This window comes from Alteromonas sp. AWM4_230 (assembly GCF_056158305.1).
Genome location: NZ_JBSWTB010000001.1, coordinates 818,230 through 831,110, shown reverse-complemented (window position 1 = coordinate 831,110; position 12,881 = coordinate 818,230). Strand labels below are relative to the sequence as shown.

13 protein-coding genes are annotated in these 12,881 nt (G+C 43.8%); 6 read left to right on the top strand and 7 right to left on the bottom strand.

Translation table 11 applies throughout. The annotated features are described in order from the left end of the window. Position 1: 1 nt before the first annotated feature. Positions 2–694 (top strand): lysoplasmalogenase, encoded by a 693-nt coding sequence (locus ACXACS_RS03585; protein ID WP_474804183.1) that lies wholly within the window; start codon positions 2–4, stop codon positions 692–694. Here ACXACS_RS03585 and ACXACS_RS03580 read toward each other — a convergent pair. From ACXACS_RS03580 to ACXACS_RS03565, 4 genes are all read right to left on the bottom strand, one after another. Beyond that, complete coding sequence (locus ACXACS_RS03580; RefSeq protein ID WP_474804180.1) at positions 691–1,089, bottom strand: ACT domain-containing protein; 399 nt, start codon at positions 1,087–1,089, stop codon at positions 691–693. The genes ACXACS_RS03585 and ACXACS_RS03580 overlap by 4 nt on opposite strands. A 37-nt stretch (positions 1,090–1,126) precedes the next feature. Next, positions 1,127–2,506, bottom strand: coding sequence for an ATP-dependent RNA helicase DbpA (dbpA, locus tag ACXACS_RS03575; protein WP_474804177.1), 1,380 nt, complete (start codon positions 2,504–2,506; stop codon positions 1,127–1,129). A gap of 198 nt (positions 2,507–2,704) precedes the next feature. Further along, positions 2,705–3,751 (bottom strand): dihydroorotase, encoded by a 1,047-nt coding sequence (pyrC, locus tag ACXACS_RS03570; RefSeq protein WP_474804174.1) that lies wholly within the window; start codon positions 3,749–3,751, stop codon positions 2,705–2,707. 97 nt (positions 3,752–3,848) lie between these two features. Next, positions 3,849–4,385, bottom strand: a complete 537-nt coding sequence (locus tag ACXACS_RS03565; protein WP_474804171.1) for a lipocalin family protein — start codon at positions 4,383–4,385, stop codon at positions 3,849–3,851. A 274-nt stretch (positions 4,386–4,659) separates the two neighbouring features. Here ACXACS_RS03565 and ACXACS_RS03560 point away from each other — a divergent pair, with 274 nt between their 5' ends. After that, positions 4,660–5,610, top strand: coding sequence for an aldo/keto reductase (locus tag ACXACS_RS03560; RefSeq protein ID WP_474804168.1), 951 nt, complete (start codon positions 4,660–4,662; stop codon positions 5,608–5,610). Between the two features lie 19 nt (positions 5,611–5,629). Further along, the gene (gene gloA2 / locus ACXACS_RS03555; protein WP_474804165.1) at positions 5,630–6,013 is read left to right on the top strand and encodes an SMU1112c/YaeR family gloxylase I-like metalloprotein; all 384 of its coding nucleotides are present in this window, start codon (positions 5,630–5,632) and stop codon (positions 6,011–6,013) included. Between the two features lie 69 nt (positions 6,014–6,082). Here the strand turns inward: gloA2 and ACXACS_RS03550 are convergent, their stop codons facing one another. Both ACXACS_RS03550 and ACXACS_RS03545 read right to left on the bottom strand, forming a co-directional pair. Beyond that, the gene (locus ACXACS_RS03550; protein ID WP_474804162.1) at positions 6,083–6,898 is read right to left on the bottom strand and encodes a mechanosensitive ion channel family protein; all 816 of its coding nucleotides are present in this window, start codon (positions 6,896–6,898) and stop codon (positions 6,083–6,085) included. 140 nt (positions 6,899–7,038) lie between these two features. Next, a complete protein-coding gene (locus ACXACS_RS03545) occupies positions 7,039–8,256 on the bottom strand; it encodes an MFS transporter (protein WP_474809204.1) in 1,218 nt (405 codons plus the stop codon). Positions 8,257–8,592: 336 nt separating this feature from the next. On the opposite strand from ACXACS_RS03545, the gene ACXACS_RS03540 reads away from it, so the two are divergent. Together ACXACS_RS03540 and ACXACS_RS03535 are read left to right on the top strand one after the other, a co-directional pair. Then, a complete protein-coding gene (locus ACXACS_RS03540) occupies positions 8,593–10,542 on the top strand; it encodes an alpha-amylase family glycosyl hydrolase (RefSeq protein ID WP_474804159.1) in 1,950 nt (649 codons plus the stop codon). Between the two features lie 369 nt (positions 10,543–10,911). Next, complete coding sequence (locus ACXACS_RS03535) at positions 10,912–11,139, top strand: hypothetical protein (RefSeq protein ID WP_474804156.1); 228 nt, start codon at positions 10,912–10,914, stop codon at positions 11,137–11,139. Positions 11,140–11,222: 83 nt separating this feature from the next. Here ACXACS_RS03535 and folE read toward each other — a convergent pair whose 3' ends face one another. After that, positions 11,223–11,906 (bottom strand): GTP cyclohydrolase I FolE, encoded by a 684-nt coding sequence (folE, locus tag ACXACS_RS03530; protein WP_474804153.1) that lies wholly within the window; start codon positions 11,904–11,906, stop codon positions 11,223–11,225. 162 nt (positions 11,907–12,068) lie between these two features. On the opposite strand from folE, the gene folM reads away from it, so the two are divergent. Then, the gene (gene folM, locus ACXACS_RS03525) at positions 12,069–12,776 is read left to right on the top strand and encodes a dihydromonapterin reductase (RefSeq protein WP_474804150.1); all 708 of its coding nucleotides are present in this window, start codon (positions 12,069–12,071) and stop codon (positions 12,774–12,776) included. Positions 12,777–12,881: the final 105 nt, after the last annotated feature.

Below are 12,881 nucleotides of genomic sequence, written 5' to 3'. Positions count from 1 at the left end.
TATGAATGTAAGAACAACTATTGTCTTTATCAGCTTAGCGTTGCTTTACTTGGCGACGCTGCCGCTTACCCCCTATATGGCTCAATTCTTACCCAAAGCTCTACCTATTGGGGTACTGGCAGTTTTCGCCTATACAAAACTTAGCGCCATGCCGCGATACATGGTGTTGACGGCGTTACTTTTTAGTCTTGCCGGAGATGTTAGTCTGGCATTGCCCTTTGCAGAAAGTTTTATATCAGGCCTGTCTTGCTTTTTTCTCGCGCATTTATCTTATGCCGCGTGTTTTGCCAATCTAAATCGCCACAAACCCAAAGCGCTCTCAAGCGATATTATTTCACACAATGTGAAATGGCTAATTAGCCTTACCATTGTTAGTTTTACGGCAGTGATGGCCGGTCATATTCTGCCTGCATCAGGTTCGTTGTTTTACCCTGTAGTGGCATACATTAGCGTAATCACGCTGATGGGCTTAACCGCGGTGTGGTTAGCTCAAACCAAGCTAATCGTAACCGGTGCGTTACTTTTTGTGATATCAGATGCCATTCTCGCTCAGTCGGTTTTCAAAACCCCGCTTCCACTATCTACCTTTTGGGTAATGACAACTTACTATGGTGCCCAATATTGCTTAACCATGGGGCTGGTTAATGCGTTCTCGGGAAAAGAAAAAAATCAGGAAGAGAATGGGAGGGCCTAGTGAGACAGCGAAGTTAAAACTTCTATCGCCAAGTCGACTTTTTCCGCTGGCACAAAAATGTGGTCGTGATAATAAGCGGCCACAACGTTAGCGCTAATTCCTGCCTTACCCAGCGCGGTGGACATAGCTGCCGTCATACCTACCGCCTCTAGACTAGAGTGGACTTCGCAGGTTATACAGCGATAGTAACCTTCAAATTGCAGGTTAGCTTTCTCGGCTGCGGCAACCGGAAGAATAAGCGTGGTGCCCTCGCGTTCCTGAAACATACCCTTAGCTATTGAAATTAACGTTTTGGTTAATCTGTCAGCAGGCAAAGTAGTAAAAACGTAATTTTCACTACTTGCCACAGGATTCAAATTTTTCAGTAACACGCTCAAGTCAGTTTCAGCGATCACACTCAACCTTCCATTGTATAACGTCAACACATATCTATTAAAGCTTTCGGGCTCTAATACGTTTTCCTTTGATCTTTCCTTCTCTAAAGTGCGCCATGGCTTTTTTCACGCTTCGCGTTTTCACTGCGACAAAACTTATGCTGTTTTGCACTTTAATTTTGCCCAAGTCGTCGCCAGGAATGCCTGCATCTTTTGTAAGCGCTCCTACCAAGTCGCCAGGGCGAAGCTTTTCCTTTTTACCCGCGCTTAGTGAAATACAGGTAAATTCTGGCTGGGTAATTTTATTTTTATGAAAACGTAAGCTTTGCGCACCTTTTAGCGAAATATCACTTTCTTGCAATACTTCTATCTTTCGTAAAAAGTGTTCTTCTTCCTCGCTTACTAGCGTTATCGCCATACCTTGAGCGCCCGCACGTGCCGTTCTGCCAATGCGGTGAATGTGGGTTTCCGGCTCTTCGCTTACTGCGTAGTTAATAACACAGGCAATATCATCGATGTCTAATCCACGGGCAGCAACGTCGGTAGCAACAAGCACTTGTAGCGCGTCGCTTGCAAACTGCATAAGCACTGAAGTTCTTTGGTGCTGTTCCATATCCCCCTGAAGCCCTTTAGCGCTGAATCCATCTTCTATAAGCTCTTCAACAACTTCATTTACCTGCGTTTTACGGTTACAGAATACAATGGCGTTTTTAGGCTGATATTCGGTTAATACGGCTTTTAGCGCCTGCATTCTAGTATGAGGCAACACGTTATAGCCTAACTGAGTAATTGCCGGCTTGCTCTCTTGCGCTTCTACTTTACAGGTTACTGGGTCATGCAAGTACTGCTTCGCCACACGCTCAATTTGCTCGGTGAAAGTTGCGGAAAACAATAGTGTTTGCACTTGCGTTGGCGTCTGTCCGAAGATAATGCGTAAATCATCTTCAAAGCCCATATCTAACATGCGGTCGGCTTCATCAAGCACACGCAGCTTTACATTACGTAAATCAATACGGCGCTTTTCCACATGATCCATCACGCGACCAGGAGTACCTACAATAATGTGCGGACTGTGTTTTAACGACTGAATTTGCGGTCCCATGGGTTGCCCGCCACATAAGGTGGTTACTTTAATATTACCGATATTTTTAGCCGCACTACGGCACTGCTGCGCGACTTGGTCGGCAAGCTCACGGGTTGGGCAAAGCATAATAGCTTGTGTAGTAAAATCGTTAACTTCAATGTGCTGCAAGGCTGGGATCACGAAGCATAAGGTTTTACCGCTACCTGTTTGCGCCTGACCAATCACATCTTTTCCCTGAAGCGCTTCGGGAAGCGACTGCGCCTGGATTGGAGAAAGTTGGTGAATGCCTTGAGAGTCTAGTGCTTTAACGATGGCAGGGTTTATATCTAAATGCTTAACTGTTTCAACGGTCATTAATTTGGGTTCCAAAAGTTAACTACACCATGTTCTATATGATGAGTTACGCCATATTCTTGGTTCATCATGCCACCTTTCGAGGAAAGTGAGATGATGGAAAAGTGTCAGTAAAATCGTTTGAATGGGTGTAGAAGAGCGTTTGTGCCCTTATGGAAACGTTCCTCAGGGCACGCGTACAAACTGTATAGAATAAGCTTACGCTTGAAATGCCTTTTCTAATTTCCACTGTAGTGTTTGCCCCGCAAAAAATGGAACCATATCGGTGCCATCGGCTAGGGTTACTTGTTCTGGCACCGTCCAAGACTCTTTCACTAACGTCATTGTAGTTGTATTTCGCGGTAAACCATAAAAATCTGCACCATAATGGCTAGCAAAGCCTTCAAGCTTATCTATTGCACCAAGCTGCTCGAACACTTCAGCATAAAGCTCTATTGCAGACCACGCGCTATAACAACCTGCGCACCCGCAAGCATTCTCTTTTTTATGCTTAGCATGAGGTGCAGAGTCAGTGCCTAAAAAGAACTTCTTATTGCCACTTGCCACCATATCGCGCAGCGCTTTTTGATGGGTATTGCGCTTAAGTACCGGCAGGCAATAGTTGTGAGGTCGTACGCCACCAACCAGTAAATCGTTGCGATTAAGTAATAAGTGCTGAGGCGTGATAGTTGCGCCCACAAATTCGCTCGCGCCCGCTACGAAGCTAGCAGCATCTGCTGTGGTAATGTGTTCAAACACCACTTTCAGCTTAGGAAATGCTTCAACAATGGGACCTAAATGTGTGTCTATGAACACTTTTTCACGGTCAAAAATATCAATGTGATGCTCGGTAACTTCACCATGAATTAGCAAAAGCAAACCTTGCTCTTGCATGGCTTGGAATACCGGATATAAAGCCTGAATACCTTTTACCGCCGCGTCTGAATTAGTCGTCGCGCCTGCTGGATAAAGCTTACATGCGGTTACGCCTGCTTGCTTTGCATCGATAATATCCTGCGGCGTAGTTTGGTTGGTAAGAAATAAAGTCATTAACGGCTCAAAGTTACTGCCTTCAGGTCGCGCAGCCTCAATTCGCCCTTTATATGCCATCGCCATTTCAGCATTAACTACGGGTGGTACTAGGTTCGGCATAACGATAGCGCGTTGGAAACAACGCGCAGTTGCAGGCACTGTTTCAGCCAGCATTTCGTTGTCGCGAAAATGAAGATGCCAATCGTCTGGCGTAGTAATGTTGAGCGTTTGCATGCCTTGTCTCTCTTAATACTTATTCAAACAGAGGGGAATTGCGCGCAATAATAGCACAATTCCCAATTTGCGCGCAGAACAACTCGCTTGATAGCAGCTATGATTTCACTTGGCCGTGCTCTACCCAAATAAGCTTACTAACATCGTACCCAGCCGCGGTCGCTTTTTCTAATAAACGCATGCGAACTTCGTCTGAAATTGAAGGCGTCCGCGCTAATATCCAAAGGTAATCTTTATCCGGGCCTGTTATCAGTGCATATTGATAGCCTTCTTTGTCTAGCTCCATAATGACATAGCTCGCGTAAAACGGGCCAAAGAAGGATACCTTTAAATGTCCTGTGGTTTCGTTCTCTACAAAATACGCTTTGCCTTCGGCTTCATCCCACTTACCTTCTTCTTTTGAATAGCCGCGATTAATCACTTTCACGCCACCATCATCGCGCATACTGTAAGTTGCTGTAACTTCAGTTAACCCTTCTTCGAAGCTATGATCAAAGCGCGCGATCTCGTACCACTCCCCTAAATACCTAGGAAGTTCGAAACCTTTAACTGGCTTTACGTTTTCCGGTACTCCGGTGCAGCCAGCTAACCCAACAAGTAGTGCAATTGCCAATAAAAACCATTTTTTCAACATAAACCCTCTTCTCTTGTGATGAGTTTGTAGCGATGAATATTCACTACGATATTAAAACGCCTACACCAGCAGTTGTGATCTTTATTGCTAATTCACACCATAAATATCCTAAGCGTTAACTGTCGCTAGTTAAAAGACACTCGACTAATCAAGCTTTTATTATTCAACACGTCATACTAGAGTACAGCCCAGTTGATAATAAGAATAAGCGCCAAAGCTTCTATGAGTGCAAAGGCAATTTTGTTCACTCACACCTTTAAAGGGAGAAAACTATATGAATGCACACTTTCCACATGCAAGCCGCCTAATTTATGGATGTATGGGCTTAGGTGGTGGTTGGAATAATGACCCCGTCACTAAAGCCGATGTTACCCAAGCAAGATCAATCATCGACGCTGTACTAGACTTAGATATTAACGTTTTTGACCATGCCGATATTTACACATTCGGTAAAGCAGAAACTGCCTTTGGTGAAGCCCTGAAGCAAGCGCCAGAGCTTAAAGATCAAATGATTATTCAATCTAAATGTGCAATACGCTTTGAGGACGATTTAGGACCAAAGCGCTATGATTTCTCGGCAAATCATATTCACACCTCGGTCGAAGGTATACTTTCTCGTTTAGGTATCGAGCAACTCGATATACTGTTGCTCCACCGCCCCGACCCGCTTATGGAGCTAGAAGAAGTGGCTGGCACCTTACTACTGCTGCAGCAACAGGGAAAGATTAAGCACGTAGGTGTGTCTAATATGCATGGGCACCAAATAAACTACCTTCAATCAGCACTGTCGACACCTATTGTAGCTAACCAACTTGAAATGAGTCTTGGCTTTAGAGACTGGTTAGAAGACGGAATAACCAGCAACAGCGCGGCAAATCGCAATATGGGTTATGCACCAGGAACCCTTGAATACTGCATGATGAATAATGTTCAGCTTCAGGCTTGGGGAAGCTTGGCTCAAGGAAAATATACAGGGGCGAAAACCGAGACTAGTGCAGATGCAGCTACCGCAGATTTAGTGGCACAGCTTGCAAGCGAATATCAAACAACGCCTGAAGCCATTGTTTTAGCATGGCTAATGCGACACCCTGCCAATATCGCGCCTGTGTTAGGCAGCACCAATGTAGAACGTATCAAATCGAGCCACAAAGCGATGGACGTTCATCTTTCTCGCGAACACTGGTACAAGTTGTTTGAAGTCGCTCGTGGCCAAGAAATGCCGTAAGCACTAGTAAGGAAATAGCATGCTAAAAGGCTTTCACCATGTTGCTATTATTTGTAGTGACTATCCCCGTTCAAAAGCGTTTTATACCGAGGTGTTAGGGTTCTCCATCATTGACGAAAATTACAGAGAAGCCAGGGACTCATATAAATGCGACCTTGGCCTGCCTGACGGTAGTCAAATTGAGTTATTTTCGTTTCCAGGGGCACCGCAAAGACCTTCGCGCCCGGAAGCACAAGGGCTTAGACACTTGGCATTTAAAGTAGACAACCTTGATGAAATGATTGATCACTTAACTAACAAGCGTGTGGAATGTGAGCCGGTTAGGACCGACGAATATACCGGTAAGCGCTTTACGTTTTTTCAAGACCCTGACGGGTTACCGCTAGAACTTTACGAATTATAAAAAAATGCCGAACGGCTGAGTGGCTGTTCGGCATTTATCTAACAATAGGTCTGCTAAAATAACCTTATCCTAGTCCAGCATTCTGACTTCTCGTTGCGGGAATGGAATATCAATATTGTGCTGTTGAAGCGCGTTAAAAACGGCTTGATTAAGCGCATAGCGCACTTCGAAATGCCTTGTCGCAGGAGCCCAAACTCGAACTCCAAAATTAATACTGCTGTCACCAAAATTATCGACACCAATAGCAGGTGTTTTTTCTGCACTAACACCGTCAACAGATGCAACTGCATGTCGAATTACTTCAATGACATTATCTACATTACTGGAGTAAGCAACGCCTATCTCGAGTTCTATAAGCATGTTTTCAGCAGAGTTATGCAAGATTTCCCCAACAATTAGCTTATTGGGAATCTGTATGTGCACGTTATCTTCATCAATAAGAATGGTATAAGGCAGCATAACCTGATCAACAACGCCAGCTACGCCACGAACGCGAATAGTATCCCCAACGACAAACGGGCGGGTAATGATTATCGTAAAACCTGCGGCGTAATTTGCCAGCATGCCCTGAATAGCAAGACCGGCACCTAGCCCCACTGCACCAAGTGCCGCTATTAACGGGGTAACGCTTATCCCCACGTTACCAAGCGCGATAATGATGACTATACCAAGTACCACCAGCTTGCATATACCGCCGGTAAATCGGCTAAGCGTGATATCAATCTTCTTGCTCACCATGAGGTTTTCAACCACATGGCCTATTTTATTTGCCACCCACCAGCCAAGTAAGAAAATGATAATGGCACCTACAATTTGGAAACTGTAGGTCACAGCAAATTCAACCAGCGTGTCGTAAAGGGCTTGGGCTTGTTTTAATTCATCCATGGGACGTTATTACAGATTGATAAATGAGGGAATATTGGGAAGCTTAAACAACAACGCTACGAAAAACCAGTGCCGAACATAAGTCCGGCACGTTTAGGTTAACTAACACCGCGAGCGACTAGCCTCGCGGCTATTTTCACTTAGTTAGCGTACTCACTCGCTTCAATTTCTGCTAAACGCTCTTTGGTGGGGTTCTTAACGAAGTTATATACTAAGCCGATAAACAGCAACGCGGCAAAACCCGTGGCGACCATGAAGCCGTATTTTGCATCACCGCCGTTAGCGTCACTTACAAGCCCCATGATAAAAGGGCCAGCCGCTGCGCCAGCAGCAGTAAAGAACAATATAACTCCTGCCACACTACCGTGTTGATGTTTAGGGAAGCAGCTTATTCCCTTTGAATTGAACGTAGGGTAAATGACCGACATGAAAATACCTGTGAGTGGGAACAAATAAAGCGCGAGCTGCTTTCCACCCCATAACCCCAAGCCGAAGCACAGTACTATAGCGCCTGTAAACAACATCAACACCAACGCCCAGTTGAAGCGAGACATCATCCAAATTCCCAAGAAACGGCCTGCGGCACGCAAAATAAAAAATGCGGTTACCGAATAAATAGCCAAAGTTTGAGAAACCCCCTCACTGTAACAGTCGTAGGTCGCTTTAAGCGTAGTTGCGTCGCATACTAGGTAACTAGGCATCCACACGTAGATAGCACTCTCTGCCGCAACATATAAAAATGCGCCAATTGAAAAGCCTAACGCGTAAGGGTTTTTTACCAGTTTTAAGCTTTGCGCAATGGATACTTTATTTTCACCAGAAGACGTGTCACGAGAATAAGCCGGGTATTTGACCAGCAGCGCACCGACAATAAGAACAGTACAAACGCCGCCCGCAATAACGTAAAGCCATTGCCATGCTACTCCTTGATGGATAAGGTAGGCTACAATTAAAGGGCCTATAATCGCGCCAACACCAAAGAAAGCTTCTGCACCATTCATCGTTGCAGTATGTTGTTTTGTTGAAGTTGAAATGTCACCGATAAGGGCCAGCGCACCTGTTTTGAAAATACCAACGGCCACCCCTGACAAGCTCATCAAACTAACAATCAACATAAAGTCATTAGCAATAAGGAAGCTGTAACAAGCTAACCCAAACAATGCTAACCCTATAATAATGGTTGGCTTACGGCCTAACTTATCGGCTAGAAACCCCAGGAACAAACCAGAAAGGGCGATACCCAGCATAGGCAGAGAATGCATTAAACTTGCTTGCGCATTCGTGACGGAAAACGCCACCTTCACTTCTTTGATAATCTCGCCTACTGAATCTGATGTCATCGCAAACATCATAAACATTAGGTAGGTTAACCACCGGATAATTCTGCTACTACGGTCTTGGTTAGGCATAGTCAGTCTCACAACAGCGGCATGACGAAAATTTATATCCGTATGCACGTATAAAAAAACATGTCAGTTTTGACAAACAATAGATGTTTGAAGCACTGACTTATTTCACATATTTAGTAATCAAAAACGACGATGTAATAAATTTGATAACAAATTTAACATCTCATTTGGAAAAATTAACTTAATCGTTTAAGATGAAAGTTAACAGAATTTAAAAAGCCTGTAAACCTGTTAATTAGAATAGGTTCGCTAGCCCTTCAACCGCGTCATACTATGGAGTTTTCTATGAGCTACGCTGCCGATAGCAGTATGTGTTTAGAGCGCATCTTGGCATCTACCGATTTATCTGGACTTACCAAGAAAGATGCAACGACGTTTACCCAGCGATTAAAAGCGCATTTCCCTCGACTTTTTAAACATTATACCTGCGTTTATGGACATCAGTATGACTGCTATTTTCATTTACAAAAACTCATTGAAATATTAAGAGATGGGTTAAAAAGTCGAAAGCCAGCGCTTAAAAAGCTTGATAATGAAAGGCTAAAAGCTCCCTTGTGGTATCGTGACGAGCGACAGGTAGGCATGGCCTGCTATGTAGATTTAATGGGGCCAACGCTAAAAGACTTACACGATAAAATTCCTTATTTTAAAGCGCTAGGTGTAACCTATGTACATTTAATGCCGCTATATGACGCGCCGCAAGGTGACAGTGACGGCGGCTATGCTGTTTCGGACTACCGCAAGGTAAATCCCTCTTTAGGTACTGTGAAAGATTTGGAAAAGCTTTCGTCGGCCCTTCAAAAGGAAGGAATTAACCTGGTGCTAGATTTTGTGTTTAATCACACCTCTGATGAACATGCGTGGGCAAAAGCGGCATTAAATGGCGACAAGCAATATCAAAATTACTACTACTTATTTGATGACAGAACTATTCCCGATCAATATGAACAAACGTTAAGAGAGATTTTTCCTCAAGTTAGAAGAGGCAGCTTTACTTTTAACGAACAGATTGAAAAATGGGTTTGGACGACCTTCAACAGCTTTCAGTGGGATTTAAACTACAGCAACCCTGAAGTTTTTAATGCCATTACCTCTGAAATGCTATTTCTAGCTAACATTGGTAGCGCAGCGTTACGTTTAGACGCACTTGCGTTTATTTGGAAAGAAGTGGGGACCGACTGCGAAAATCAGGAGAAAGCACACGTACTGATTCAAGCGTTCAACTGCTGTTTGCAAATTGTTGCGCCAGCGGTGGTATTTAAGTCAGAAGCTATTGTTCATCCAGATGAGGTGCTGAAGTATATCGATAAAGATGAATGCCAGCTTTCTTATAACCCGTTATTAATGGCATTACTGTGGAACTCTTTAGCTACACGTAAAACGCGCCTGCTTACACACTCTATGAAAAAGAGCTTCGCTATTTCAAACGAGTGTACTTGGGTTAACTACGTACGCTGTCACGACGACATAGGCTGGACGTTCGATGATGCTGTCGCTAATCAATTGGGTATAAACCCCTTCGATCATCGCTATTTCCTCAACCAATTTTATACTGGTCGCTTTGAGGGAAGTTTTGCTAACGGTGTGCCATTTGCAGAAAATCCAAGTAATGGCGATTGTCGTGTATGTGGTTCACTGGCATCGCTGTGCGGCTTAGAAGGCGCACTTAAAAACGGTGACGCACAAGGTATCGACGAAGCCGTTAAACGCATGTTGTTGTTATATGGAGTAACTTTCAGTATCGGCGGCATCCCTTTACTTTATTCCAGCGATGAAATTGGAAAGCTAAACGACTACAGCTACCGCAAAGACGAAAGTAAAAAGCATGACGACAGATGGGTTAATCGCATCGCGGTTAATGAAGAAGATACCGCATTGGCCCTAGGTAAGACAGCACCGTCTAGTGAAGCGGAAGTCGCGAGCCTTCGCGTATTTAAAGGCTTGCAAAAAATGATCGAAACTAGAAAACAGTATTCCGTTTTTGGCCAAGCTCAAACACATATATTAGATGCTGACAATCAACATTGTTTTGTTTTTATGCGCGAGAATGATGCAGGTGAAAAGCTCCTTGTTATCTGTAATTTCAGTGAACATGAGCAACAGCTTCAGCGTTCTCTATTGGCGACAGTCAACTGTACATCGACCACAGACCTGCTGTCAGGTGAAACTGTGACTATGGAAGCTGCACCTTTATTACTCGCCCCCTATCAGCAGCTATGGCTTTTAGCCAACTAACGCGACCTTTCATACATTGTGACCCACTCGTTGTACCCATCGCGGCGGGTGGGTTACCGCCAATAAAATTAATTAGCTTCGAAGCCAACGACTTACGAAATAACCTTAAATTACACAGGCAGTAAAAGAATTACGGACTATACTTTAGTCGTGGATAAGGGTTATCCAAAATCTTTGTGAGATAATCCCGCAAGGCGGCTATTCAGCTTATTTACAGGCTAGTTAACGCGAAAGTAGCGCTTAACCGATGTGTGTGGTTTGTATCTTGCAGATTTTTAGCTTTTTTCTTTAAAAGCTAAAACGTCGAGGTAATACAAATTACTTGTTCACACACTGGTTTTCGACTTACGTCATATGGATATGTAAAACATGGTAACGGATAAAGCTATGCAAAGTGTTAAAGCATTGGAATACATGTGCCCCTATTGCGGCGCAATTAATGATTTTCAACTAAACGCATCTCGAGACATGTACCTCGAACAACATGAGTCTTGTGGTTGTTGTAACAAAGTACTAAGTCTTATTCCCGCCGATGGTATTGGTGGCCGAATTAATCTTATTGTTGACGCTTTAGATAGCGAACACCTTTTCAAGTAAGAAATCAACGCTAGGTATCTACGAAAAAGCCGCTTTAAAAAGCGGCTTTTCTAGTTTATCTAGTGAAGCCTTTCCCGACTTGCTTAACGGAAAAACTCTCGTTTCAATTCGCTGTCTGTTAAGAAACGGCCACCTAACGCTGACGTCTTCGTGTAGGAATTAGTGTCTCGAATCCCTCTTGCTTTCACGCAATAGTGCGTAGCGTTAATACTTACAGCAACATCTTCTGAATTCGTTAATGTTTGCAGTGCAACTAACACCTGCTGCGTTAAACGCTCTTGTACCTGAGGACGTTGAGCAAAGAAGCCTACAAGACGGTTTATTTTTGAAAGACCAATCACCGTATCTTTAGGTATGTAAGATACTGTGGCTGTGCCATCAATGGTTACAAAGTGATGCTCGCAGGTACTTGTTAAGCTAATGTCAGATACCTGAACAGGCTGGTCTATCTGCATTTTGTTTTCAATAGCAGTAATCTTAGGGAACTTGCGGTAATCCAAGCCTCCAAAAATCTCATTGACGTACATTTTGGCAATACGGCTAGGCGTGTCGCACAAGCTGTCATCAGTAAGGTCAAGTCCAAGCGTGTCCATTACGTCACGCATAGCACTTTCAATTCGTTGGCGCTTTTGTTCGTCAGAAAGACCATTAGCCACCATGGGCGTTTCTAAACCCTTGGCTTCTAATGCTTCACGTACACGTTGTGCCGGCTCTGATATAGAGGGGTCTAGTGCATCACGCACAATTACCGCTTCTTTTGCTAACATTGTTTTATCCGTTGTTACTGCTTTTTTTGAACTGATACGCCGTTCAACTCGTAAAAGTTCGGTTATACGACAACATGACTTTTATTTAATGTTGTTGCTACCACACGTGCATTTAGCACGGAATAATAAAACTGTTACCTCTTAGAAAAGAAGGACACTATCTTGAACTCACCTGTACTGATAACAGGCGCCAGCCAACGATTGGGCTTAGCGATGGCCGAAAGTTTACTCGAACAAGGTCATCGCGTTGTTGTGACTTATCGAACGCATCGCTCTAGTATTGCAATGCTTGAAGAAAAAGGTGCAACAGTCTTACAGGCGGATTTTAGCACTGAGGCGGCTATTGATCGAGCAATTGATGAGATTAAGGCAATCAGTAAAACCTATCGAGGGATCATTCACAATGCATCAGATTGGGCTCAAGAGAAAGATAATGGTAATAAGCAACACTTAATGGAACGAATGATGATGATTCATGCGGTTGCTCCCTATCGCATTAATCTAGCATTAGAAGAAGCGCTGTGCGGTTGTGAAGAACAAGCTGACATTATTCACATGACTGATTATGTGCAAGATACCGGCAGTGAAAAGCATATGGCTTACGCGGCGAGTAAAGCTGCGTTGCATAATCTCACTTTGTCTTTTGCAAAAAAGCTGGCTCCAAAGGTGAAAGTGAATAGTATTGCACCGGCTCTACTTATGTTTAATGAAGGTGATGACGAAGCTTATAAACAAAAAGCAGTGAAGAAGTCGCTACTCGAAATAGTACCGGGTGCCCAAGAGGCTGTTAAAGCCATGCGTTATCTATTTGACAGCGACTACGTGACAGGACAAACACTACACCTTAATGGCGGGCGACATTTAAAGTGAAATTATAGCCTTTAAGCTAAGCTTACGTTTTGGTTGGTTTATATTAATCGTCACCGCCAATTAATTTCATCGCCATTAGCCTTGGTCTGGTACTGCGGCATGGCT